Raw genomic sequence first — 22,908 nt, forward strand, 5'->3', positions numbered from 1 at the left:
TTGCGGTGTAGGCAAGGGATTGTAAAGGCGCATGTTCGACAGTCTGAGCAATCGGCTTGGCGACGTTTTCGGAAAGCTGCGCGGTCGCGGCGCGCTGACCGAGGCCGACGTGCGCGCCGCGATGCGAGAGGTGCGAATCGCGCTGCTCGAGGCCGATGTCGCGCTGCCCGTCGTGCGCAGCTTCGTCGATCAGGTCACCGAACTGGCGATCGGCCAGAATGTCCTGCGCTCGGTCACCCCGGGCCAGCAGGTGGTCAAGATCGTCAGCGACGCGCTGACCGAGATGCTCGGCGCCGAGGCGGTCGAGCTCGACCTCGCCGTCACCCCGCCGGCCGTCATCATGATGGTCGGCCTGCAAGGCTCCGGTAAAACCACGACGACCGCGAAGATCGCGAAGCGGCTGAAGGAAAAGGAGCGCAAGAAGGTGCTGATGGCGTCGCTCGACGTCAATCGCCCCGCCGCGCAGGAACAGCTGGCCGTGCTCGGCGAGCAGATCGACGTCGCGACGCTGCCGATCGTCGCGGGCCAGCAGCCGACCCAGATCGCGCAGCGCGCCCTGCAGGCGGCGAAGCTGCAAGGTTTCGACGTGCTGATGCTCGACACCGCGGGCCGCCTCCACGTCGACCAGCAGCTGATGGACGAGATGCAGGCGGTGGCGCGCACCGCCGAGCCGGCCGAGACCCTGCTGGTCGTCGACAGCCTGACCGGCCAGGACGCGGTGCAGGTCGCGCAGCGCTTCACCGAACAGGTGCCGCTGACCGGCGTCGTGCTGACCCGCATGGACGGCGACGCGCGCGGCGGCGCCGCGCTGTCGATGCGCGCCGTCACCGGCAAGCCGATCAAGTTCGCGGGCACGGGCGAGAAGCTCGACGGGCTGGAGACCTTTCATCCCTCGCGCATCGCCAACCGCATCCTCGGCATGGGCGACGTCGTCAGCCTTGTCGAGCGTGCCGCCGAGACCATCCAGGCCGACGAGGCCGAGGCGATGGCGAAGAAGATGGCGAAGGGGCAGTTCGACCTGAACGACCTTCGCACGCAGCTTAACCAGATGCGCCGCATGGGCGGGCTCGGCGCGCTCGCCGGCATGATCCCCGGCCTCAAGAAGGCGCAGGCGGCGATGGCGCAGAGCGGCACCGACGACAAGATGCTCGTGCATTTCGACGCGATCATGGGATCGATGACCCCCAGGGAGCGCGCGAAGCCGGAGATCATCAACGCCAAGCGCAAGATCCGCATCGCCAACGGATCGGGCACGACGGTGCAGCAGGTGAACAAGGTGCTCAAGATGCACCAGGAAATGTCCACTGCGATGAAGAAGATCCGCAAGATGGGCGGGCTGAAGGGCCTCGGCGCGCTGTTCGGGCGCGGCGGCGGCATTCCCGGCATGCCCGGCCTTGGCGGCGGCGGAATGGGCGGCGGTCTGCCCGGGCTGGGCAGCGGCGGCCTGCCGCCCGACCTCGCCAATCTGATCAACAAGAAGAAATAATCCGAATATCCCCGATTTTCAGACAAAGAAGGACAATATCATGGCTACCTCCATTCGCCTGTCGCGCGGCGGTTCGAAAAAGCGCCCCTATTACAAGATCGTCGTCGCCGATTCGCGCAGCCCGCGCGACGGCCGCTTCATCGAGCGTATCGGCAGCTACAACCCGCTGCTCGGCAAGGATAATCCCGAGCGCGTGAAGCTCGACGTCGAGCGTGCGAAGCATTGGGTCTCGGTCGGCGCGCAGCCGACCGACCGCGTCGCCCGCTTCCTCGACGTCCTGGGCGTCAAGGAACGCGCCGCGCGCAGCAACCCGCAGAAGGGCGAGCCGGGCGAGAAGGCCAAGGAACGCGCCGAGGAGAAGGCCGCGAAGCTGGCGGAGGCCGAGGAAGCCGCGAAGGAAGCCGCCGCGGCTCCGGCTCCCGAGGCACCCGCCGAGGAAGCGGCTGCGCCCGACGCCGCCGAAGCGCCTGCGGCTCCCGAAGCCGCCGAATCGCCCGCGGCTCCCGAAGCCGCCGAATCGGATGCGACCGGATCGGTGAAGAGCGAAGCGACGGCCGAAGCCGTTGCCGATGCGGTGGCCGATGAGGTTCCGGCCGAAGCGACCGCCGAAGATGCGACCGCGATCGCCGAGGAAGTCGCCGAGGGCGGCCCGGCCCCGGAAGCCGACGAAAAAGACCGAAGGTTGATTCTTCTCCCCTCCCGCTTGCGGGAGGGGTCGGGGGTGGGCCTGTGACCGCCAGGTCAGAGCGCTCGCCTTCGGCTCGCCCACCCTAACCCCTCCCGCAAGCGGAGGGGAACGATATGGACCGCCCCGTCACCCTTGCCGCCATCGCCGGTGCGCACGGGGTGCGGGGCGAGGTGCGGCTGAAGCTGTTCGGCGAAGGCGCGGATGCTCTCCGCGCCTTTTCCGTTTTCGACGCGGGCGGGCGCAAGCTGACGCTGAAATCGGTGCGCCCCGCCAATCAGGGCGCGGTGGCGAGCTTCGCTGAAATCACCGACCGCGGCGCGGCGGAGGCGCTGCGCGGCACGCTGCTGACCGTCCTTCGCTCGGCGCTGCCGCCGCTGGGCGAGGGCGAATATTACCACCATGACCTGATCGGCCTGCCGTGCGTGTCCACCGACGGAACCGCGCTGGGCCATGTCGCAGCAGTCGAAAATTTCGGCGCGGGCGACATAATCGAAATCGAGAAGCCGGAGGGCAAGCGCTTCATGGTGCCGATGAATGCGCAGGCCGTGCCGGAGTGGAACGAGAATGGTGTCGTCGTTGACGCGGCCTTCGTCGAATAGTATATACAATACGTATATACGGAGGCAGTGATGACGAAGGAATATCGGGCCAAGATATTCAAGTCGGGCAATTCGGTCGCGTTGCGGCTGCCGAAGGCGCTCGGGCTGGAAGCAGGCACCGAGATGATCTTGCGCGAAGAGCATGGCCAGTTCCGTTTCGAACCGGCCGACAAGCCCAAGGCGAAGATCGACGTCAGCGGCTTCGCAGGCAAGGCGCCGGGCATCAAGCTGGCGCCGCGCGAGGACTTCGATGAACGCCCGAGCGCGATTGCAGCGCGCAAGGCAGCCGAGGAAGCGGCAAAGAAAGCGTGATCCGCTACCTGATAGACGCCGACGCCGCTGTCTATGCGATGGACGACGGACACGAATTGCTGACCGCGCGCGTCGCCGACCATGCACCGGGCGAAATCGCGATGTCTGTCATCAGCTATGCCGAAGTCGCCTATGGCACTTATGTCGGTAAGCCGCCGCCGCCCGAAATCCTCGAAGCGTTCATCGAAGCCATACCGCTTGTCCCATTCGACGAGGCGGCGGCGCGGGCCTATACGAAGCTGCCGTTCAAGCGCGCCCGCTTCGACCGCCTGCTTGCGGCGCATGCCCTCAGCATCGGAGCGATCATCATCACCAACAATGAAGATGATTTCGCCGATGTTCCAGGGCTCCGCGTCGAGAACTGGACGCGGTAGCGCCCGGCCTGCTCAGCAAATACCGCTTATGCCGCTGCGGCGGCGGGGGTCGGGGCCGCGCGCGTCTCGCGGGCGGCGTAGCCGGGCGATGGCGGTGGCCAGCGACGCGAAGCCGCGGTCGAGGTCGGCGCTGAAACGGCCGTGATTCTCGGCCCAGCCGCGCATCCACATTTCGTCGATCATCGGTCTTCTCCTGCGGGATGGATGCGAGCCAGATGCGCCTTGCGCCCGCACATCGCCAACAAAAGCTTTGTGGCATGACATAAGGATGACTTATAGGTTGGCGATGCCCAACCTGCCCCCTCTCGCTGCGATCCGCGCCTTCGAAGCCGCCGGCAGGCTGGAGAATTTCTCGCGCGCCGCCGAAGAGCTCGGGATGACGCAGGCGGCGGTCAGCTATCAGGTGCGCCAATTGGAGGATCGCCTCGGCCGGGCGCTGTTCGTTCGCGAGAAAGGGCGGGTGCGCCTGTCCGAGACAGGGCAGCGGCTGCTTCCGGCGGTCCGTGCCGCCTTCGCGTCGATGGGCGACGCCTTCGCCGCGATCGGCGATGACGAGGCGGACATATTGACGATCAGCGCCGCGGTCACCTTTGGCGGCACCTGGCTCAGCGCGCGCATCGGGCGCTTTCAGCTGCGCTATCCCGATCTGGCGGTGCGGTTGTCGATGTCGAACGACTATGTCGATTTCGACGCGTCAAACGTCGACGTCGCGATCCGCATCGGTCCGGGGGGCTGGCCGGGGCTGCGCGCCGATTTCCTGTTCCGCAGCCATGTGACACCGATCTGCTCGCCGGCCTTTCGCGACGCGAACCGGATCGCGGCGCCGGTCGACCTGCTGCGCGTCGAGCGGCTCGCGCCGAACGACGGCTGGTGGGCGGGGTGGCTCGCCGAAGCGGGAGTCGACGTCGCGCCGCCGCCGCGCCGCGGGGTCGAACTCGACAGCCAGCTTCAGGAGGCGAGTGCGGTGCAGGGCGGTTATGGTGTCGCGCTGATGACGCCGCTGCTGTGGCGCGCCGAACTCGACAGCGGGCGGATGGTCCAGCCGTTCGACACCCTCTACCAGCCCGGCGGCGCCAACTGGCTCGTCTATCGCGAAGGCCGCAGCCGCGTGCGCAAGATCGAACGATTCCGCGAATGGCTGCGCGAGGAGATGGAAAAGGATCGTCCGCTGCTGCCCGAGGCGCTATGGGAGCCGCTGCCATGAGCTTCGCCGCCGTTCCCCTGACCCTTTATCCCGACATGTTCCCCGGTCCGCTGGGGCGACAGCATGGCAGGGCGTGCGCTCGAGAGCGGCCTGTGGTCGTGCGCGCCGGTGCAGATTCGCGACTTCGCGGCGGACAGGCATCGCACCGTCGACGACACCCCGGCGGGCGGCGGGGCGGGGATGGTGCTGAAGGCCGACGTGCTGGCGGCAGCGGTCGATCATGCGGCGGCGGAGCATCCCGGTTTGCCGATTCTGGCGATGACCCCGCGCGGCAAGCCGATCACGCAGGCCCGCGTGCGCGACCTGGCGGCGGGGCCGGGGGCGATCATCCTGTGCGGCCGCTTCGAGGGGTTCGACGAGCGCATCTTCGACGCGCGGCCGATCGAGCAGGTTTCGATGGCCGATATCGTCCTGTCGGGCGGCGAGATGGCGGCGCTGCTGCTTCTCGACGCTTGCATTCGACTGCTTCCCGGCGTAATGGGCGCGGCTTCCAGCGGGGACGACGAATCGTTCGAGAACGGTCTGATCGAATATCCGCACTATACCCGACCTGTCACATGGGAAGGGCGCACGATCCCCGAAGTGCTGCGATCGGGGGATCATGCGAAGATCGCCGCCTGGCGGAAACAAAGGGCGGAAGAGGACACACGGTTACGCAGGCCGGACCTTTGGGAGCGTCATGTCGACGCTCGGGACCGACCTGCCTCTGGCGCGCAGCGAAGAGAGAAGGACAAGAGGCCATGAACCTCATCCAGACGATCGAAGCCGAGGAAATCGCCAAGGCCGCCAAGGATATCCCGACGTTCCGCCCCGGCGACACGCTGCGCGTCGGCGTCAAGGTGGTCGAAGGCGAACGCACCCGCGTCCAGAATTTCGAGGGCGTGTGCATCGCGCGCTCGAACAAGGGCATGGGCTCCAACTTCACCGTGCGCAAGATGTCGTTCGGCGAAGGTGTCGAGCGCGTCTTCCCGCTCTATTCGCCCAACATCGACAGCATTACCGTCGTCCGCAAGGGCGCCGTCCGTCGTGCGAAGCTCTACTATCTGCGGGGCCGCACCGGTAAATCGGCGCGTATTGCGGAGCGCCGCGAATACCGGTCGGAAGCCGGCGAAGGCTAAGGAGAGCTTTCTCCCCACAAAGCCGAAACAGCTTTCCAAGACGACCGGTTCCGCCCCAGCGCGAAACCGGTCGTTTTTCGTTTCAAGCACCAGCATCAAAGGACAAGTTCATGGGTTATCGGATCGTCGTCGCGGGCGCGACGGGCAATGTCGGCCGCGAAGTCCTCGCCATCCTCGCCGAGCGCGAGTTCCCGATCGCCGAACTGGCCGCGGTCGCCTCGTCGCGCAGCCAGGGCGAGATGGTCGAGATCGGCGATACCGGCAAGACCGTCAAATGCCAGAATATCGAGAATTTCGACTGGGCAGGCTGGGACATGGCGATCTTCGCCATCGGGTCCGACGCGACCGCGATCCACGCGCCCAAGGCGGCGGCGGCGGGCTGCGTCGTGATCGACAACAGCTCGCTCTATCGCATGGACCCCGACGTGCCGCTGATCGTGCCGGAGGTGAACCCCGATGCGATCGACGGCTATACCGCGAAGAACATCATCGCCAACCCCAACTGCTCGACCGCGCAGATGGTCGTCGCGCTGAAGCCGCTGCACGATGCCGCGGGCGTCAAGCGCGTGATCGTATCGACCTATCAGTCGGTTTCGGGCGCGGGCAAGGCGGGGATGGACGAGCTGTGGAACCAGACGCGCCAGATCTTCGTCGGCGACGAGAAGGACGTGCAGAAGTTCACCAAGCAGATCGCCTTCAACGTCATTCCGCACATCGACAAGTTCCTCGACGACGGGTCGACCAAGGAGGAATGGAAGATGGTCGTCGAGACCAAGAAGATTCTCGACCCCAAGGTGAAGGTGGTCGCGACCTGCGTGCGCGTGCCGGTCTTCGTCGGCCATTCGGAATCGGTGAATGTCGAGCTGGAACGGGAATTGTCGGCCGAGCAGGCGCAGGAGATCCTGCGCGAGGCGCCCGGCGTGATGCTCGTCGACAAGCGCGAGGACGGCGGATACGTCACCCCGGTCGAATGCGTCGGCGACTATGCGACCTTCGTCAGCCGCGTGCGCGACGACAACACGGTCGACAACGGCCTCGCCTTCTGGTGCGTCAGCGACAACCTCCGCAAGGGCGCGGCGCTGAACGCGGTGCAGATCGCCGAACTGCTCGGGCGGCGGCATCTGAAGAAGGGGTGAGGGGGCACCTCCCCCTCATTCGCCCAGCGTCACCGTGCGCGTGATGCCGATCGCCTCGAGGAACGGGCGGTCGTGGCTGACGACGAGCAAGGCGCCGTCATAGGCGGCGACGCCGGTCTCGACCGCGGTCAGCGAATCGAGGTCGAGGTGGTTGGTGGGCTCGTCGAGGATCAGCAGCTGCGGCGGCGTCGGCGCGCCGAGCGTGCAGGCGAGGCCGGCGCGCAGCATCTGGCCGCCGCTGAGCGTGCCGACGACACGGTCGGCGGCGTCGGCGCGAAAGCGGAAGCGCGCGAGCGCGGCGCGGCACTGGTTGTTCGTCGTCCCCCGGTTGAGCCGGGCGAAATTGTCGGCGATCGACAGCATGGGGTCGAGCAGCGAAAGACGCTGGTCGAACAGGGCGAAGGGCACGCCGACGCGGACCCGCCCCCGCTGCGGCGCCAGCGTTCCCGCGACGAGCGCGAGCAGCGTCGACTTGCCCGAACCGTTGGGACCGGCGAGCGCGACGCGTTCCGGGCCGGTGATCGTCAGCGACAGGTCGCGGATCACAGAAACATCCTCGCCATAGCCCGCCAACACATGATCGAGTTCGAGCACCCGGCGCGAGGCCGGCAGTCCGGTCGCGGGCAGCGCGACCGCGAGCGGATCGACGACCTCGATCCGCCCGCGGGCGTCCGACAGCGCGCGTTCGGCCTCGGCCTGCTGGCGGTCGGCCAGCCGCCGGTTCGCGCCGCCGCTGGCCTCGGCGCGGCTCTTGAGCGTGCCGAGCAGGATCGCGGGCTCGTCGCCGCGCGCCGCCTTGCGCCGGCCGCCGGCGTCGCGGCGCGCCTGGCGCTCGGCGGTGACCTGCGCCTGCCGCCGGACCGCATCGAGCCGCTTCTCGGCGACCCCAAGCTCCGCTTCGGCGGCGGCCTGTTCGATGGCCTTGCGATCGGCGTAGGCGCTCCAGCCGCCGCCGTAGCGTGCGGCGCCGAGTCCGGTCAGCTCGACGATCGCGTCCATCTCTTCGAGCAGTTCGCGGTCGTGGCTGACGACGATCGCGCCGCCGCGCCAGCCGCGCAGCAGGTCGCGCACCGCGTCGCGCCCTTCGCGGTCGAGATTGTTGGTCGGTTCGTCGAGCAGCAGGAAATCGGGTTCGGCAAAGATCGCCCCCGCCAGCGCGACGCGCGTGCGCTGGCCGCCCGACAGCCGGGCGAGCGGGGTGTCGGGCGGCACCGGCAGGCCGAGCCTTGCCAGGCTTTCGTCGATCCGCGCTTCGAGCGTCCAGTCGGCATCGGCGAGTTCGTCGGCGGTGGCGTGACCCGCCTCGGCCTTGCGGAGCAGCGCGACCGCGGCGCGCGCGCCGAACAGGTCGGCGACCTGGGCGTCGGGATCGACCTGCACCGTCTGGCGCAGCATCGCGAGGCTGCCGTCGACGGCGATGCGCCCCGACGTCGGCGCGATCTCGCCGGTCAGCAGTCGCAGCAGCGTCGATTTGCCGACGCCGTTGCGTCCGACGATGCCGGTGCGCTCGGGCTGGAATTGGAGGTCGAGGTCCGACAGGACGGCGCGGCCGTCGGGCGTGGACCAGCCGAGATGGGCGAGGGTGATGGCGGGCATGGACAAGGCTTTCCTGAAGGCAAGGCGGGGGACGCTGCGTTCAGTTGCGATCCATGATTCCATCGACTCCGTTGAGGGGGTGAGCCCCCTATCTAGGGTCGCGATGTCCGGCGGGCAAGGGTCACAGCCAGCCGATGTGCTTGAAGCGCCAGTAGAGGAGGCCGCAGATGCCGCCCATCAGCGCGAGCGCGAGAGGATAGCCGAAGGTCCAGCCAAGCTCGGGCATATGCTCGAAATTCATGCCGTAGATGCCCGCGATGGCGGTCGGCACCGCGAGGATCGCGGCCCAGGCGGCGAGCTGGCGGGTGATCGCGCCCTGGCGCTGCTGTTCGAGCAGCGAATTGGTGTCGACGACCGAGGCGGCGACGTCGCGCAGGCCGGTCAGGCGAAATTCGGCGCGCTGGACATGATCCCACACGTCGCGAAAGAAGGGGCGCACGGGATCGTCGATACACGGCAGCGGCGCGGTCGCGAGCTTTTGCGCGACGTCCTTCATCAGGCCGGTGAGTCGCTGGAACCGGATGACATGGTGTCGCTGCGCGTAGAGGTGGCGGATCTCGGCGGCGTCGAGCGGCGTGTCCATCACGCTGTCCTCGAGCAGCAGCAGGCGATCCTCAATCGCGTCGATGACCGGGAAATAGCCGTCGACGATGAAATCCAGAACCGCGTGGAGCACATAGTCGGGGCCGTGGCCGAGCAGCGCCGGGCTCGATTCGAGCTGCGCCCGCACCTCGGCATGGCCGCGCGCCGAGCCGTGGCGGACGCTGACGATGAAATGGCGGTCGACGAAGAAGGCGGTCTCGCCCGGCTGGATCGCGTCGCCGTCGAGGTTGGCGGTGCGCGCGATGACGAACAGCTGATCGCCATAGACCTCGACCTTGGGAAGCTGGTTCGCCTTGAGCGCGTCCTCGACCGCGAGCGGGTGGAGGCCGAAGCGCGCCGCGATGCCTTCGAGTTCGCCGGGCGTGGGTTCGTAGAGGCCGAGCCAGAAGAAATCGCCCGGGTCGCTTTCGTCGGGGATCGTCTCGTCGGGGCCGAGATCGCGGACGAGCTTGCCGTCGTGATAGAGGCGGGCGGCCATGATCGGCATCGGCAATTATCCCCTTTCGACGGGTAATCATTCCCCGGCGAAAGCCGGGGTCCGGACGGCATAGCGCTGCCGCGCGTGGACCCCAGCTTTCGCCGGGGGACAAGTCCCTGCGTGTCTGCAGGACATATACGCCATCGTCTGTGACGGATGCAGCGCCGTTCGACAAGCGTGAGGCGAGGGTGGACGGCGGGAGTGGGGAGCAGGGCGCCGCCCGGTTCGTCATTGACCTCGGAGAAAGCCGGGGGAAGCAATCTCCCGCCATCGGCCTTGCGCAAGACCGATGGCTGGCGATCGCTTCGTCGCCCGCGGCTCCTCGCAACGACGATCGGGTTAGTGGTTCGGACCGGCGGTGTGTCTTATGCGAATAAATCGCTTGCCATGGGTGCGCTACAAATGTAGCTAGGCTACAAATGTAGCGCATAAGGTGATTCGCCATGCTGTCCAGCCTGCCCCCCCGCGAACGCGAGATCGTCGACATCCTTTATGAAAGGGGCGCCTCGACAGTCGCCGAGATCGGCGAGGCGCTGAGCGACGCGCTGTCGGGCTCGGCGATCCGCGCGATGCTCAAGCGGCTCGAGGCCAAGGGCTTCGTCGACCGCACGGCGTCGGAGCGCGGCTTCCTCTATGCGCCCCGCGTGTCGGACAAGGCGGCGCGCAAGTCGGCGCTGAGCCAAGTCGTGCGCGTCTTCTTCAACGGGTCGGCGACGAGCGCGGCTGCGGCGCTGCTCGGCATGCAGGACGAGATGAGCGCGAGCGAACTCGACGAACTGCAAAAGCTGATCGCCGATGCGCGCGAAGGGAGAGCGAAATGACGATCACCGCCGCGAGCCTGCTGGAGCTCGGCCTGAAATCGCTGCTGATCGCCGGGCTGACGCTGGCGATCCTGCGCCTCGTGCGGACGCGTTCGGCGGCCGAGCGGTCGCTGGTCGCGCACGCCGGACTGGTTGCGCTGCTGGCGCTCCCGGTCGCGGCATTGCTGCTGCCGCAATGGACGCCGCTGCCGGCCGCCTGGTCGGTGCGGCAGGCGGCGGCGCTGCCGGTGACGGAAGTCGCGGCGATGCCGGCGGAGGCGCTGCACGATGCAGCGCCCGTGGCGGCGGCGACGTGGAACTGGCCGTCGCTCTCCGACATGGCGCTCGGCATTTATGCGCTGCCGCTGCTGCTGCTGTTCGCGCTGATGGCGCTGGCGGTGGTGCGGCTGTTCGCGATGCGCGCGCGCGCCGACGTGCTGGTCGAGGCGTCGTGGCTGTCGGCCCTGGCCGAGGCGCAGCGGCGCATGGGCTTCAAGCACGGCACCGCATTGCTGGTGAGCGAGGAATTGCGCTCGCCGATCAGCTGGGGCGTGCTGCGCCCGACGATCGTGCTCAGCCCCAAGGCGGTCGGCGCGGTCGGCGAGGCCGAGGCGATCATCGCGCACGAACTGGCGCATGTCGCGCGGCTCGACTGGGCGAAGCTGCTCGCCGCCCGGCTGGCCTGCGCGCTTTTCTGGTTCAATCCGCTGGTCTGGATGCTGGCGCGCGAAAGCCACCAGCTGCGCGAGGAAGCCGCCGACGACGCCGTGCTGATGGCCGACATCGACGGCCCCGATTATGCGACGCTGCTCGTCGGCGCGGCGCGGCACGACAATCAGGGCGCGCTGCTTGCCGCGCACGGCGTCGCGCCGGGCAAGGGCAGCCTCAAGCGCCGGATCACCCGCGTCCTCGACGCGAGCCTGAAGCGCGGGCCGGCGAGCGCGAGCTGGATGCTGATGAGCCTGGTGCTGCTCGCCGGGATCACCGCGCCGCTCGCCGCCTTTTCGGCCACCACCGGGCAAAGGGCAGCGGCGGCAGTCCACGCCGTCGCCGCCCCCGCCCCGACCGCGGCACCGCAGTCCGCCGCGGTCGCGGGCGGCGCCCCGGAGGCCGCGACGCCAGCCGCTCCGGTCGCGAAGCCGCAGGCCGGTCCATTGACCGTCGACGAACTGGTGGGGATGCGCGCGGTGGGAGTGACGCCCGAGGATGTGCGCGCGATGCGCCGTCATGGGTCGGTCGATTCGGACGACATCATCGCCGCGAAGGCGAGCGGGGTCGATCCCGACTATATCGCCGCGATGCGCCGTCTGTTTCCGCACGCGGCACTCGACGACATGATCGGCGCCAGAGCATTGGGCGTCTCGCCCGATTACGCCCGCGCGATGCAGGCGCAGTTCCCCGACGTCGATCTCGACGATCTGACCGCGATGCGCGCGGTCGGGGTGACGCCCGATTATGTTGCACGGATGCGCCGCGCCGGCCAGCCGCTGTCCGATCCTGACGACGCGATCGAGGCGCGGACGGTCGGAAGCTGGGGCAATGGGCGGCACAGCGTCGTCCGGTCGCGGTCGGGGGCGACCGTCCGGGCCGAAGCCGGCGGCAGCGTCGAAGTGCGCAGCGCCGACGGAGCGGTGGTGCGGGTCGCGGCGCCGAGCCCGCCGGGACCGCCAAAGTCGCCCGTAGTACCGAAGGACTGACGCCCGGCCACTGGCCGAAGCGACACCGCCGATCATCGAACCGAAGTTTGGAAACGCCGTTGCGGCGGCGAGCGGAGACGCTCGGCCGGCGCAGGGAGGAGGAGTATCCCCATGAAAGCCAGAATCAACGCCCTGTTCGTCGCCGCGGGCGCCGCGGTCTTGCCGGTCATCGCCTGCACGGCGCCGGCGCAGCAGAGCCAGGCCGCCGCGCCCGCGAGCGACGCCATCCGCTGGGAGGTGTCGGTGCGCGATAGCGGAGACCACGCGCCGCGCCTGCGGCTCAGCCAGCGCAAGTCGACCAGCGACCTGCAACTCGATGGGCGCCGCGCCGAGTTCGGCGCGGCGCGGTCTGCGCTGGGCGGTGCGGCGGGACCGGTGTCGTTCAGCGTCGTGCACGAGGCGGGGCGGCTCGATTGCAGCGGCCGCCTGAATGCCGCGTTCGACGGCGCGGGCCATTGCCGGTTCCAGCCCGATGCGGGATTTGCGCGGGCGCTGTCCGATCGCGGAATCGGAACGCCGTCGCGCGACCAGCAGCTCGCTATGCTGATGGTCGATGCCACCACCGCCCTTGCCGACGGGCTGATCGGAGAGGGCGTGCGGCCGAAGGACGGCAGCGACCTGATCGCCGCGGCGGCGCTCGGGGTCACGGGCGCCTATGTCCACAAACTCCAGTCGGGCGCATTGCGGCTGACGGCGATCGACGACGCGATCGCGTGCAAGGCGCTGGGGGTCGATGGTGCCTATGTGCGCGGGCTCGCCGCGGCGGGCTATGCCTCGCTGTCGTCCGACGAGGTGGTGAGCCTGAAAGCGCTGGGGGTGACGCCCGACTATGCGCGGTCGATGAATGCGGCCGCGAGGGCGGCGAAATGAGCCGCTGGACGAGCATTGTCGCTCTCGCCGCGGCGCTGGGTGCGGGCGCGGTGCAGGCGCAGGAGGCGCCGGCCGCCCCGGCGATCGCCCCCGCTCCCGCGCCGTCCGACGCGGCGCGGCAGGTCTATGCCCCCGCCGACTTCGCGCGCTATGCGCCCAAGAACGCCTATGACATGCTGGCGCAGGTTCCCGGCTTTTCGATCCGCGACAATGAGGAGCGGCGCGGGCTGGGGCAGGCGACGGGCAATGTGCTGTTCAACGGCGTGCGCCCGTCGACCAAGTCCGACGATATGGCGACGCTGCTGTCGCGCATCCCGGCGGGCAATGTCGAGCGGATCGAGATCGTCGACGGCGCCTCGCTCGATATTCCGGGGCTGTCGGGACAGGTCGCGAACATCGTCTATCGCGCCGACGATTTTTCGGGGCAGTTCGCCTGGAAGCCCGAGTTCCGCGCGCATTATGCGCATCCGCTCTATACCCGCGGCGATATCTCGGTGCGCGGGCGGACCGGCGCGATCGAATATGAACTCGGCCTCTACAACAACGAGGGCGCGCGCAGCGCCGCCGGCGGCCCGACGCTGATCCTCGACGGTGCGGGGCGCATCGTCGAGCAGCGGCACGACGTCTGGCGCAGCCCCTATGACACGCCGAAGCTGTCGGGGCATCTGACATGGGACGGCCCCGGCGATTCGATCGCGCATCTCGGTGCCCATTATCAGCGCAAATACGACCGCTATGTCGAGGACGGGCTGCGGACGAGCGTCGGCGACCCCGACCGCTTCCGCACCGTGCGCGAGAAGAACGACAGCTGGAATTACGAGTTGAGCGGCGATTACCAGTTCGGCCTCGGCCCCGGAAAGCTGAAGCTGATCGGCCTGCGGCGTTTCAGTCACGAACCCTATTCGCAGGAGATCGTCACCCGCGTCGCCGACGCGACGCCGCCCGAGGGCGACCGGTTCGCGCAGCGCGGCAATCTGGGCGAGACGATCGCGCGCGGCGAATATCAGTGGAAGATGCTGGGCGGCGACTGGGAATTGTCGGGCGAGGCGGCGTTCAACACGCTCGACAATGTCGCGTCGATCGCGGTGCTCGATCCCGCCGCCGGCGTCTTCGTCGACCAGCCGTTTCCGGGCGGGATCGGCGGCGTCAGCGAGGATCGCTACGAAGGACTGCTCAGCTTCGGGCGCAAGCTGACGGACACGCTGTCGTTCCAGCTCGTCGCGGGCGCCGAGCATTCGAAGATTACCCAGACGGGCATCGGCGGACAGGAGCGCAGCTTCTTCCGTCCCAAGGGATCGCTGACGCTCGCCTGGGCGCCGTCGGCCGATCTCGACATGTCGTTGAAGATCCGGCGGCGCGTGCTGCAGCTGTCCTTCTATGACTTCCTCGCGCGGGCATTCCTGAACGACGACAATCAGAACGAGGTCAACAACGACCTGAGGCCGCAGCAGGACTGGAGTTTCGAGTTCGAGGCGAACAAGACGCTCGGCGTCTGGGGGTCGACGAAGCTGAACCTCGTCTACCGCGATGTCGAGGATCGCGTCGACGTCATCCCGGTCGGCGCGAGCGGCGAGGCAGTCGGCAATATCGACCGAAGCTGGGCCGCGGCGATCGACTGGACGACGACGATCAACCTCGACCCGGCGGGGCTGAAGGGCGTCAAGGTCGACACGCACCTGCTGCTCCAGACCTCGTCGATCCGCGATCCCTTCACCGGCGAGACGCGCCAGTGGAGCGGCTTCACCGACCGGCAGATCGAGATCGACCTGCGGCACGATATTCCGGGCAGCGACTGGGCATGGGGCTTCAACGCCAACCACAGCCACATTCAGCCCAACTATCGGCGCAACCAGGTCGACCGGACGTGGGAGGGGCCGGTGTTCGCCAGTCTCTTCGTCGAGAACAAGGACGTGTTCGGAATGACGGTGCGGGCGCAGGTCGCCAATATGTTCAACGCCCGTTCGCGCCGCGACCGGACCGTCTACACCGGTGTGCGCGGCGAAAGCCCGATCGCCTTCGTCGAGCAGCGCGACCGGCTGATCGGACCGGTCTTCGCCTTTTCGGTGCGGGGGAAGTTTTAGACTCCGATGACTTTGGAATGATCCGCTTCGTCATTGCGAGCGGAGCGAAGCAATCCAGAGCGGTTTACATGAGCTCTGGATTGCCGCGCGGCTTCGCCGCTCGCAATGACGATTCCATTCGATGTGGTTCCCCGGCCGGGGAGGGCCCGCCGGTTCGGTTTCAACGGGCTTTGGCGACGATAACGATTACCGCGCGCCTAACCCTCGCGCTATTGCCGCGCAGCGGCGCTTTCGGCGCGGATGGCGCCGAACTCGCTCGTCGGCTGCCAGCCGGGCCAGCGGGTCGAGCGTGCGAGTTCGTCACCGATCTGGTAAAAAATCTGAATATCCTGAACCGCGCCGTCGAGGTTCCAGCTGGGGTCCCAAGCGTCGCACGCCTGATGATAGCATTGGCCGGTATAGGCATCGACCCATGCCTGTCCGGCGGCCTTGCCGCCTTCGACGAGGTCGGAGGCACCCGCGATGCCCATCATCAGCAGGACGGGAACGCCGCGCTTGGCGAGGCTGAAATGGTCGGCGCGGAAGAAGAGGCCGCGCTCTGGCAGGCTTTCCTCGCTGACGCTGCGCCCCTGCGCCGCCGCGAAGCGGGCGAGGTCGTCTTCCAGCGTGCTCTGGCCCTTGCCGACGAGGATCACGTCCTTCGCGCGGCCCGCAGTCTGGAGGATGTCGAGGCCGAGGTTGGCGACGGTCTTCTCGACCGGGAAGAGCGGATTGGCGGCATAATGTTCGGAGCCGAGCAGGCCGCGTTCCTCCGCGGTCCAGAAAGCGAAGACGATGCTGCGCTCGGGCGGCGGCGCGGCCTTGAACAGGCGCGCCATCTCGAACATGCCGGCGACGCCGAGCGCGTCGTCGTTGGCGCCGGCGCGATAGATGCGGCCCTGCGCATCGGGTTCGCCCTCGCCATAGGCATCCCAGTGCGCGCCGATCATCACCACCTCGTCGGGGCGCTGCGTGCCGGTGATCTTCGCGAGGACGTTCTGGCTCTGCACCTCTTCGTGCGTCGCGGGAATGGCGGCGTCGAAATTCGTGCCGAGGTCGACGGGGCGGAAATCGGCGCGGCGCGCGGCGACGCGCAGCTTCGCGAGGTCCTGACCGGCGGCGGCGAACAGCTTCGTCGCGGTGTCGCCCGAAATCCAGCCCTGCAGCGCGAGGCTGGTCATCTTTTCGGGCGGGACGACGAGACCGTAATTCTCGCCGCCGGGGCTGTTGACGACATTCCAGCCGTAACCCACGCCCTCGGTGTCGTGGACGATCAGCGCCGCGACCGCGCCCCGGCGCGCCGCTTCCTCGAACTTGTAGGTCCAGCGACCGTAATAGGTCATCGTCCGGCCCTTGAACTTGCCGAAGGCGGGCTCGCCCTTCTTCGCGACGAAATCGGGGTCGTTGATCAGAAAGACCGCGACCTTGCCCTTGAGATCGACGCCCTTGAAATCGTCCCAGCCGCGTTCGGGCGCGTTGACGCCATAGCCGACGAACACCATCGGCGCGCCGGCGACCACGGCGCGGTCGTTCGGCTGAAGCGTCGATAGATAGATGTCGGTGCCGAAGGCGAGCGGGGTGGTCGTGCCGCCGCGGTCGAAGGCGAGCGTTTCGGGAGTGCCGAGCCGGGTGTGGAGCAGCGGCACGCGCTGCGTCCAGCCGCCGTCCGATCCGGCGGGTTCGAGTCCGAGCGCCTGCAGCCGGCCGATCAGATAGCCGACGGTGCGTTCCTCGCCGACGGTTCCCGGCGCGCGACCCTGGAACTGGTCGGAGGCCATGGTGCGGACGGTTTCGGTGATGTTCGCGGGGTCGATCGCGGGCGCCGCGGTCTGGGCAAGCGCCGGAACGGCAAGCAGCAGGGCGGCGGTGGAAGCGGCAAGGCGCAAGGTCATAGGGCGGTCATTTCCGATCGGTGCGGCGCGACCGGGCCGGGGCCGGTCGCCTTCTGGGGCTGGCGATGCCACCGCAATTGCGTCGCTGCGGCTTTCGCCGCAAGGACGATTCAGACATGGCATCGGAGTCGCCCTAGCATGGGGGCGTGGCGCGCGGCCACCCCCGAGCGGCGGCGTGCGCAACGAAAGGAAGACAGGATGGATTTCTCGCGGCTGCAGACATCGAGCAAGATCGGCGACGACTGGGTCTATCCCGAGGCGGAGGCGCGGCGCAGCGGGTGGCTGACCGTCGACAGCGATCCCGAGCATCGAGTCTACTGGGAGGACTATGGCAACCCGGCGGGCGAACCGGTGATGGTGCTGCACGGCGGTCCCGGCGGCGCCTGTTCGCCCGCGATGGCGCGCTATTTCGACCCCGCCCGCTATCGTATTATCCTGTTCGACCAGCGCGGATGCGGCAAGAGCGAGCCCAACGTCGCCACGGCGGGACCGGCGGCGGCGCTGGCGCGCAACACCACCGCCGACCTGATCGGCGATATCGAGAAGCTGCGCGACCATCTGGGCATCGCGGGACGGATGCACGTGTTCGGTGGAAGCTGGGGCAGCACGCTATCGATGGCCTATGCGATCGCGCATCCCGATCATTGCGCGAACCTGATCCTGCGCGGCATCTTCCTGGGCGCGGCGGAGGATCTGCTCTATCTGTATCAGGGCAATGCCGCGACGTGGCATGAAGACCCGTTCGGGCTGACCGCACCGGGCGCCTATATCCACTATCCCGACGAATGGCGCGCGCTGCTGGAAGTGCTGAGCGTCGAGGAACGGCGCGACGTGATGCGGTCGTACAAGGCGATCTTCGACATGGTGCCCGCGACCGCCGAGGAGAAGGAACGCCAGCTCGCCGCGGCGGTGACATGGTCCCTATGGGAAGGAACGATTTCGAACCTGATTCCCGAGGCGGGCGATACCGGAAAGTTCGGGGAGGCGGGGTTTGCTTTGTGCTTCGCCCAGATCGAGGCGCATTATTTTGCCCATGACCTGTTTCTGGAGCCGGGGCATTTCTTTCGGCATATCGACACGCTGGTGGCGATTCCGGTGCATATCGTCCATGGTCGGTTCGACGAGGTGTGCCCGCTGACGCAGGCGTCGCGGCTGGTCGCGGCGCTGCGCGGCGCCGGGGCGGAGCCCGCGACCTATGTCGTCACCAACGCCGGGCACAGCGCGATGGAGCGCGAGAATGCGCTGGCGCTGACCGCGATCATGGACGGGCTGCCGCCGCTGGCCGCCTGAGCGCGATCAGTCCGTTCCGCCCGCCGCCGCCGCCCCGGCCGCCGCCGGCGGGGTCCAGCCGTGGCGGTATCTGGCGAACCAGGCGAGGATCGCCGAGGCCTTGGCCGCCGACTGCGACGGCCGCGCGGCGATGCCGCCGTGGCTGGCGCCGGGCACCTTGACGAGCGCGGTCGGGACGCCGCGCAGCCGCAGCGCGGTATAATATTGCTCCGACTCGCTGACCGGGGTGCGGTAATCCTCGCTGCCGACGACGACCATCGTCGGGGTCTTCACCTGGCCGACGAGCGAGAGCGGCGAGTGCTTCCAGAAGGTCTCCGGATTCTCCCACGGCATCGCACCGAGCCAGTAGCGGCCGAAGAAGGCGGGGCCGTCGGCGGTCAGCGCCTGCGACGTCCAGTTGATCACCGGCTTTTGCGTCACCGCCGCCTTGAAGCGGTCGGTGTTGCCGACGATCCAGCTGGTCAGCACGCCGCCGCCCGAACCGCCGGTCACGAACAGCGCGTCGGGATCGGCGATGCCGAGTTCGATCGCGCGGTCGACGATGCTCATCAGGTCGAAATAATCATTGCCCGGATAGGCCTTGTCGATCGTGTTCGCGAACGCCTCGCCATAGCTGGTCGAACCGCGCGGGTTCGACGACAGCACCGCATAGCCCGCGGCGGCGTAGAGCTGGTTGTCGGTCGCGAAATGCGGGCCATAGGCCGAGAAGGGGCCGCCGTGGATTTCGAGGATCAGCGGCACCCGCCGACCCTCGACATAGCCGGGGGGCAGGGTCAGCCAGCCCTCGATCTCCAGCCCGTCGAGGCTGGAGGCAACGGTGATCTTGCGCACCTCGCCCAGCGCCTTGGTCTCGCGCAGGCTGCGATTGAGGTCGGTCAGCATCCGCGTCTTACCGCCCGCGGCGAGCTGAACCTCCGCCGGCCGCGTCGGAGTGCCGCCGGTGAAGGCGATCGCGCCGGTGTCGGCGACCGAGAAGCTGCCGCCGGTGTAGGGCCGGTCGAGCCCGCCGCCCGACAGGCCGGTAACGACGGTGCGCGCCGAGCCGTCGAGCCCGATGCGCGCGACCTTCGTCTCGCCATGATCGTCGTACTGGACATAGAGGCTGCGCCCGTCGGCGGCCCAGGCGACGTCGTCGACGCTGTAGTCCCAGCCGGCGGTCAGGCTGCGGCGGCCCGAACCGTCGGGGTTCATCACGTAAAGCTCGCTATTCTCATAGGCGCGCAGCTTGTCGTCGAAACCGACATAGGCGATCAGCCGGCCGTCGGGCGAGACGACGGGATTGGCGTCGGGGCCGTCGCGGTCAGTGAGCTGGGCGATGCGGCCGCTCGCGACATCGAGCGCGAAAATCTCGCTCTCGCGGGCGTCGTTTTCCCAGTCGGGCTTGCGGTTGGCGCCGAAATAGAGGGTGCGCCCGTCGCGCGACCAGCTGAGCGGCCCGCCGTCGTGATAGGGGCCGAAGGTGAGCTGGCGCGGCGCGCCGCCGGTCGCGGGGACGAGAAAGATCTTCTCGAACCCCGGCTCGATATAGCCCGCGCCGTCGGCGCGATAGGTGAGGAGGTCGTGGACCTCCAGCGGATCGGCCCATTTGGCGCCTTCGGGCTTGTTGGCGGGGGCCGAGCCGAAGGTCGGCGCCGCGTCCTTGACCAGCATCGTATAGGCGATCGAGCGGCCGTCGGGCGACCAGGCGATGCTCGACGGGCTGGTCGGCAGGCCGGTCAGCCGCACCGCCTCTCCGCCATCGATCCAGCGCACCCACAGCTGCGCGCCGCCGCCCTCGGTCGAGGCATAGGCGAGGCGCTTGCCGTCGGGCGACCAGCGCGGCGTGAAGGCGCTGCCGCCGCCGTTGCCGCCGGTGACGGGGGTTTCCTGCCCGGTCGCGGTGTCGATCAGCCAGATGCTGCCGATCGCGCGGTCGGTCATGATGTCATTCTGTCGCCGGACATAGGCGATGCGGCGCCCGTCGGGGCTGATCTGCGGATCGGCGGCGATCGCGAGGTCGAAGATGTCGGCGCCGGTGAAGTGCCGTTCTGGCGCGGTGCGCGCGCTGCCGCTCGCGGATGCGGTCATCGCGGCGGGTTCGGGCTCCGGCGCCGCCGGCTGATCCTGCGCGGCGGCGAGCGAAGCCTGGAACGCGAAGAGGCTGACGCCGAGGATAACGAGTTTGCGCATGGATTTTCGACCCCTGTTTCCCTTTGAATCGCAGCGGTCTGAACCTTTCGACCGGGGCGGTCAAGCGGGCGGCGGAGAGGGCGCGCATCGTTTGAAAACGGCGTGCAGTTTCGCCTGCCTCGTCACTCCGGACAAGCGGGAGCCCGGATCGAGTCGGCAATTCCCCTCAGGCAAGTAATGAGCTGTTCCCCGGCGAAAGCCGGGGTCCAGATGGCACGGCGCTGCCTCGCATGGACCCCGGCTTTCGCCGGGGAACAGTGACTTGTCGAAAAGGGAGGATTGCCGATCAAGTCCGGGGTGACGGGGAGGGGAAAGCGCTTTTCCGGAGCCGGGCTGCGTCGCCGATGGCGGAGGTTGGGCCGCGCGTGCAGGGGAAGCAATATAAAACCATATAGGTTATTTTTATTGACATCGTAACGCTGATATGGCACAAGTAGCGTGATTATGTACTTTACAAACCCACGCTGACATGCTAGGAAAAGCTCATCAAACGGAGCTTTCACCATGTCGGTTCTCTCTTCCCCCTATTTCCACGACGAAGCCAAGGCCTTCGAGTATCTGGAAAGCGTCGTCTGGGCCGACGGTGTTGTCTGCCCGCATTGCGGCGTGGTAGGCGGTCGCGTCTATGACCTGTCGGGCGTTCGCGGCAAGCCGACCCTGAAAAGCCCTGAGGGTGCCGTGCGTTACGGCCTCAAGAAGTGTGGCGAGTGCCGTAAGCAGTTCACCGTGAAGGTTGGCAGTGTGTTCGAGCATGCCCGCATGCCGCTCCACAAGATGCTACAGGCGGTCCATCTGATCGCTTCGAGCAAGAAGGGCATTTCGGCCCACCAGCTTGGTCGCGTTCTGGAGGTCCAGTACAAGACCGCTTGGTTCCTCGCCCACCGCATCCGCGAAGCCATGCGCTCCGGCGACCTTGCTGCCCCGTTCGGTTCGGGCGGCGGCGCTGTGGAAGTGGATGAAACCTATTTCGGCACCAAGGAAGGCCGTCGCGGCGCGAAGGCTGGCACGGCCCACAAGTTCGGCGTTCTGGCGCTGGTGGACCGCGAGAGCGGCACCATGCGCTCGTTCACCTTCGACAAATTCCGCGCGGACGAAGTCCACCCGATCGTTCTCAACAACATCGCCCGCGAAGCCCGCCTGATGACGGACGAAGCCAAGATGTACAAGAAGATCGGCCGCGAGTTCGCGGAACATGGCACGACGTTCCACGGCGCGCGCCAGTACGTCGATTACAGCGACCGCACGATCCACACCAACACCGTCGAAGGCGCGTTCTCGATCTTCAAGCGCGGCATGAAGGGCGTCTATCAGCATTGCGGCGAGCAGCATCTGCACCGCTATTTGGTCGAGTTCGAGTTCCGCTACAACACCCGTCAGGCGAACGGCATTGATGATAGAGGCCGTGCTGTTGCGGCGGCGCGTGGCATCGTTGGGAAGCGGCTCACCTATCGGCGGATTGACGCGTAAGCGATAATTCGCTCACCAGAATGTGTCTTCGCGTCTTTTGTTCCTCATAATTTGGAGACGCGAACGCGCATCGCCTATTGCGCAAACGTCTTCGAGGCCCTATGCGACTCGCCTACCCCATAGGCGGAGTGTGTCTCGATGACAGGCGAAACGGTACAGTTTGAGCAGGCAGCGGCGTCTTCCGATGAAGCTACGAAGCGTGAGCAGTCGACCATCGGCTTCCCGTATCATGATCTCGACGCCGCAAGCGAAGTTGCGCAGGCTGTGTATAATCGGAGCGGCTTGGGAACTTGCGAACTCGATGAGCTCGCAGCGGAAATGGGACAAGTGATTAGCGGCGCGTTTCGCGTCAAACTCGCTGCTGCACGAACATTTGAACTTGTCGAGAAGGACGGGCGTAGCGCGGTGAAGCTGAGCGAACTCGGCCGCCGTATTGTCACCGATGATCATGCCGGGGCTGCGAAGATCGAGGCGTTTTTGAGCGTGCCACTCTACGCTAAAATCTTTGATGCGTATAAGGGCCAGAAGCTTCCGCCGATGAAGGCCCTGGAACGAGAGATGGCAACCCTTGGCGTTGCCGTAAAGCAGACGGACAAGGCGAGGCAGGCTTTTGAGCGCGCAGCTAAGCAGGCTGGTTTCTTTGACGCAGGCAGCGACCGCTTGGTACGCCCTCGCGCCGACGCCCCGAGCGGGGGCGGCAAAGCCGATATTGATAATGGCGATGTTCGAGCAGACAAATTGAAGGATGACGATGCTGCACGCCGCAAGGGCGGTGGGGGTGAACCTCCGAGCGGTAAAGATCACCCTTTGATCAACGGCCTACTGGTCACTCTGCCTGATCCGGGAACGGCTTGGGATAAAAATGGGCGTGCTGCTTGGCTAAAGATGGCGGAGTCGATCTTCGACATGATCTACAAAGTTCCATCGACCAAAGGTAATTGGCAGATCGACGATGACGAAGATGACGACATTTAGAAGTGAAACGGGGCGCGCACTCTTATGCAACAACGCCCCGTCTCACTCGGAACCAACTAGGAAGGAGGTGATGGGCATGGCCCGGCAACAACCT

19 protein-coding genes and 2 pseudogenes are annotated in these 22,908 nt (G+C 67.3%); 16 read left to right on the forward strand and 5 right to left on the reverse strand.

Annotated elements, in window-relative coordinates:
- Nucleotides 1-31 precede the first annotated feature (31 nt).
- From ffh to SGRAN_RS04245, 5 genes and pseudogenes are all read left to right on the forward strand, one after another.
- Nucleotides 32-1,486 (forward strand): signal recognition particle protein, encoded by a 1,455-nt coding sequence (ffh, locus tag SGRAN_RS04225; RefSeq protein ID WP_067180887.1) that lies wholly within the window; start codon nucleotides 32-34, stop codon nucleotides 1,484-1,486.
- Between the two features lie 40 nt (nucleotides 1,487-1,526).
- Nucleotides 1,527-1,976, forward strand: a pseudogene (rpsP, locus tag SGRAN_RS22910) (30S ribosomal protein S16); the annotation flags it as partial.
- A gap of 311 nt (nucleotides 1,977-2,287) precedes the next feature.
- Complete coding sequence (gene rimM / locus SGRAN_RS04235) at nucleotides 2,288-2,773, forward strand: ribosome maturation factor RimM (RefSeq protein WP_067180893.1); 486 nt, start codon at nucleotides 2,288-2,290, stop codon at nucleotides 2,771-2,773.
- Between the two features lie 30 nt (nucleotides 2,774-2,803).
- A complete protein-coding gene (locus SGRAN_RS04240; protein ID WP_067110728.1) occupies nucleotides 2,804-3,085 on the forward strand; it encodes an AbrB/MazE/SpoVT family DNA-binding domain-containing protein in 282 nt (93 codons plus the stop codon).
- A complete protein-coding gene (locus SGRAN_RS04245; protein WP_076073733.1) occupies nucleotides 3,082-3,459 on the forward strand; it encodes a type II toxin-antitoxin system VapC family toxin in 378 nt (125 codons plus the stop codon). The genes SGRAN_RS04240 and SGRAN_RS04245 overlap by 4 nt, the downstream gene beginning before the upstream one ends.
- Before the next feature lie 12 nt (nucleotides 3,460-3,471).
- Here SGRAN_RS04245 and SGRAN_RS22515 read toward each other — a convergent pair whose 3' ends face one another.
- On the reverse strand, nucleotides 3,472-3,642 hold the full coding sequence (locus tag SGRAN_RS22515) for a hypothetical protein (RefSeq protein ID WP_172709608.1): 171 nt from the start codon (nucleotides 3,640-3,642) through the stop codon (nucleotides 3,472-3,474).
- An 85-nt stretch (nucleotides 3,643-3,727) separates the two neighbouring features.
- On the opposite strand from SGRAN_RS22515, the gene SGRAN_RS04250 reads away from it, so the two are divergent.
- The 4 genes and pseudogenes from SGRAN_RS04250 to SGRAN_RS04265 all read left to right on the forward strand — a co-directional run bounded on the left by SGRAN_RS04250 (nucleotide 3,728) and on the right by SGRAN_RS04265 (nucleotide 6,917).
- Nucleotides 3,728-4,663, forward strand: a complete 936-nt coding sequence (locus SGRAN_RS04250) for a LysR substrate-binding domain-containing protein (protein ID WP_237233744.1) — start codon at nucleotides 3,728-3,730, stop codon at nucleotides 4,661-4,663.
- Nucleotides 4,660-5,407, forward strand: a pseudogene (gene trmD / locus SGRAN_RS04255) (tRNA (guanosine(37)-N1)-methyltransferase TrmD). Before SGRAN_RS04250 ends, trmD begins: the two are co-directional and overlap by 4 nt.
- Nucleotides 5,404-5,781, forward strand: coding sequence for a 50S ribosomal protein L19 (gene rplS / locus SGRAN_RS04260; RefSeq protein ID WP_067110698.1), 378 nt, complete (start codon nucleotides 5,404-5,406; stop codon nucleotides 5,779-5,781). The pseudogene trmD and the gene rplS overlap by 4 nt, the downstream one beginning before the upstream one ends.
- A 110-nt stretch (nucleotides 5,782-5,891) precedes the next feature.
- Nucleotides 5,892-6,917: an aspartate-semialdehyde dehydrogenase gene (locus tag SGRAN_RS04265; RefSeq protein WP_067180899.1), complete on the forward strand. Its 1,026-nt coding sequence runs from the start codon at nucleotides 5,892-5,894 to the stop codon at nucleotides 6,915-6,917.
- A gap of 15 nt (nucleotides 6,918-6,932) precedes the next feature.
- On the opposite strand, the gene SGRAN_RS04270 is transcribed toward SGRAN_RS04265, so the two are convergent.
- Both SGRAN_RS04270 and SGRAN_RS04275 read right to left on the reverse strand, forming a co-directional pair.
- Entirely contained in the window at nucleotides 6,933-8,513 is a 1,581-nt protein-coding gene (locus tag SGRAN_RS04270) for an ABC-F family ATP-binding cassette domain-containing protein (protein ID WP_067180901.1), read from the reverse strand.
- Nucleotides 8,514-8,634: 121 nt separating this feature from the next.
- The gene (locus tag SGRAN_RS04275) at nucleotides 8,635-9,603 is read right to left on the reverse strand and encodes a magnesium and cobalt transport protein CorA (RefSeq protein ID WP_067180904.1); all 969 of its coding nucleotides are present in this window, start codon (nucleotides 9,601-9,603) and stop codon (nucleotides 8,635-8,637) included.
- Between the two features lie 434 nt (nucleotides 9,604-10,037).
- On the opposite strand from SGRAN_RS04275, the gene SGRAN_RS04280 reads away from it, so the two are divergent.
- The 4 genes from SGRAN_RS04280 to SGRAN_RS04295 all read left to right on the forward strand — a co-directional run bounded on the left by SGRAN_RS04280 (nucleotide 10,038) and on the right by SGRAN_RS04295 (nucleotide 15,042).
- On the forward strand, nucleotides 10,038-10,415 hold the full coding sequence (locus SGRAN_RS04280) for a BlaI/MecI/CopY family transcriptional regulator (protein ID WP_067110709.1): 378 nt from the start codon (nucleotides 10,038-10,040) through the stop codon (nucleotides 10,413-10,415).
- Nucleotides 10,412-12,091: a M56 family metallopeptidase gene (locus tag SGRAN_RS04285; RefSeq protein WP_067180907.1), complete on the forward strand. Its 1,680-nt coding sequence runs from the start codon at nucleotides 10,412-10,414 to the stop codon at nucleotides 12,089-12,091. Before SGRAN_RS04280 ends, SGRAN_RS04285 begins: the two co-directional genes overlap by 4 nt.
- Nucleotides 12,092-12,202: 111 nt before the next feature.
- Nucleotides 12,203-12,961 (forward strand): hypothetical protein, encoded by a 759-nt coding sequence (locus tag SGRAN_RS04290; protein ID WP_067180910.1) that lies wholly within the window; start codon nucleotides 12,203-12,205, stop codon nucleotides 12,959-12,961.
- The gene (locus SGRAN_RS04295; RefSeq protein WP_067180913.1) at nucleotides 12,958-15,042 is read left to right on the forward strand and encodes a TonB-dependent receptor plug domain-containing protein; all 2,085 of its coding nucleotides are present in this window, start codon (nucleotides 12,958-12,960) and stop codon (nucleotides 15,040-15,042) included. Before SGRAN_RS04290 ends, SGRAN_RS04295 begins: the two co-directional genes overlap by 4 nt.
- A gap of 209 nt (nucleotides 15,043-15,251) precedes the next feature.
- Here SGRAN_RS04295 and SGRAN_RS04300 read toward each other — a convergent pair whose 3' ends face one another.
- Nucleotides 15,252-16,913: a M28 family metallopeptidase gene (locus SGRAN_RS04300; RefSeq protein WP_067180916.1), complete on the reverse strand. Its 1,662-nt coding sequence runs from the start codon at nucleotides 16,911-16,913 to the stop codon at nucleotides 15,252-15,254.
- Between the two features lie 198 nt (nucleotides 16,914-17,111).
- On the opposite strand from SGRAN_RS04300, the gene pip reads away from it, so the two are divergent.
- A complete protein-coding gene (gene pip, locus SGRAN_RS04305; RefSeq protein ID WP_067180918.1) occupies nucleotides 17,112-18,203 on the forward strand; it encodes a prolyl aminopeptidase in 1,092 nt (363 codons plus the stop codon).
- Nucleotides 18,204-18,209: 6 nt separating this feature from the next.
- Here pip and SGRAN_RS04310 read toward each other — a convergent pair whose 3' ends face one another.
- The gene (locus SGRAN_RS04310; RefSeq protein ID WP_067180920.1) at nucleotides 18,210-20,372 is read right to left on the reverse strand and encodes a S9 family peptidase; all 2,163 of its coding nucleotides are present in this window, start codon (nucleotides 20,370-20,372) and stop codon (nucleotides 18,210-18,212) included.
- 504 nt (nucleotides 20,373-20,876) lie between these two features.
- Here SGRAN_RS04310 and SGRAN_RS04315 point away from each other — a divergent pair.
- Both SGRAN_RS04315 and SGRAN_RS22105 read left to right on the forward strand, forming a co-directional pair.
- Nucleotides 20,877-21,839 carry an IS1595 family transposase gene (locus tag SGRAN_RS04315; RefSeq protein WP_067180923.1) on the forward strand — a complete coding sequence of 321 codons (963 nt, stop codon included), beginning with the start codon at nucleotides 20,877-20,879 and terminating at the stop codon, nucleotides 21,837-21,839.
- A 138-nt stretch (nucleotides 21,840-21,977) separates the two neighbouring features.
- Entirely contained in the window at nucleotides 21,978-22,814 is an 837-nt protein-coding gene (locus SGRAN_RS22105) for a hypothetical protein (protein ID WP_148650792.1), read from the forward strand.
- Nucleotides 22,815-22,908 lie beyond the last annotated feature (94 nt).

This window comes from Sphingopyxis granuli (assembly GCF_001559015.1).
Taxonomy (GTDB): Bacteria; Pseudomonadota; Alphaproteobacteria; order Sphingomonadales; family Sphingomonadaceae; genus Sphingopyxis; species Sphingopyxis granuli.

Excerpts from the sequence above, each read along its gene's own strand:
- ffh (WP_067180887.1), top strand. The coding sequence starts at position 32 with ATGTTCGACAGTCTGAGCAATCGGCTTGGCGACGTTTTCGGAAAGCTG.
- rimM (WP_067180893.1), top strand. The coding sequence starts at position 2,288 with ATGGACCGCCCCGTCACCCTTGCCGCCATCGCCGGTGCGCACGGGGTG.
- SGRAN_RS04240 (WP_067110728.1), top strand. The coding sequence starts at position 2,804 with ATGACGAAGGAATATCGGGCCAAGATATTCAAGTCGGGCAATTCGGTC.
- SGRAN_RS22515 (WP_172709608.1), bottom strand. The coding sequence starts at position 3,642 with ATGATCGACGAAATGTGGATGCGCGGCTGGGCCGAGAATCACGGCCGT.
- SGRAN_RS04250 (WP_237233744.1), top strand. The coding sequence starts at position 3,728 with ATGACTTATAGGTTGGCGATGCCCAACCTGCCCCCTCTCGCTGCGATC.
- rplS (WP_067110698.1), top strand. The coding sequence starts at position 5,404 with ATGAACCTCATCCAGACGATCGAAGCCGAGGAAATCGCCAAGGCCGCC.
- SGRAN_RS04265 (WP_067180899.1), top strand. The coding sequence starts at position 5,892 with ATGGGTTATCGGATCGTCGTCGCGGGCGCGACGGGCAATGTCGGCCGC.
- SGRAN_RS04270 (WP_067180901.1), bottom strand. The coding sequence starts at position 8,513 with ATGCCCGCCATCACCCTCGCCCATCTCGGCTGGTCCACGCCCGACGGC.
- SGRAN_RS04275 (WP_067180904.1), bottom strand. The coding sequence starts at position 9,603 with ATGCCGATCATGGCCGCCCGCCTCTATCACGACGGCAAGCTCGTCCGC.
- SGRAN_RS04280 (WP_067110709.1), top strand. The coding sequence starts at position 10,038 with ATGCTGTCCAGCCTGCCCCCCCGCGAACGCGAGATCGTCGACATCCTT.
- SGRAN_RS04285 (WP_067180907.1), top strand. The coding sequence starts at position 10,412 with ATGACGATCACCGCCGCGAGCCTGCTGGAGCTCGGCCTGAAATCGCTG.
- SGRAN_RS04290 (WP_067180910.1), top strand. The coding sequence starts at position 12,203 with ATGAAAGCCAGAATCAACGCCCTGTTCGTCGCCGCGGGCGCCGCGGTC.
- SGRAN_RS04295 (WP_067180913.1), top strand. The coding sequence starts at position 12,958 with ATGAGCCGCTGGACGAGCATTGTCGCTCTCGCCGCGGCGCTGGGTGCG.
- SGRAN_RS04300 (WP_067180916.1), bottom strand. The coding sequence starts at position 16,913 with ATGACCTTGCGCCTTGCCGCTTCCACCGCCGCCCTGCTGCTTGCCGTT.
- pip (WP_067180918.1), top strand. The coding sequence starts at position 17,112 with ATGGATTTCTCGCGGCTGCAGACATCGAGCAAGATCGGCGACGACTGG.
- SGRAN_RS04310 (WP_067180920.1), bottom strand. The coding sequence starts at position 20,372 with ATGCGCAAACTCGTTATCCTCGGCGTCAGCCTCTTCGCGTTCCAGGCT.
- SGRAN_RS04315 (WP_067180923.1), top strand. The coding sequence starts at position 20,877 with ATGTCGGTTCTCTCTTCCCCCTATTTCCACGACGAAGCCAAGGCCTTC.
- SGRAN_RS22105 (WP_148650792.1), top strand. The coding sequence starts at position 21,978 with ATGACAGGCGAAACGGTACAGTTTGAGCAGGCAGCGGCGTCTTCCGAT.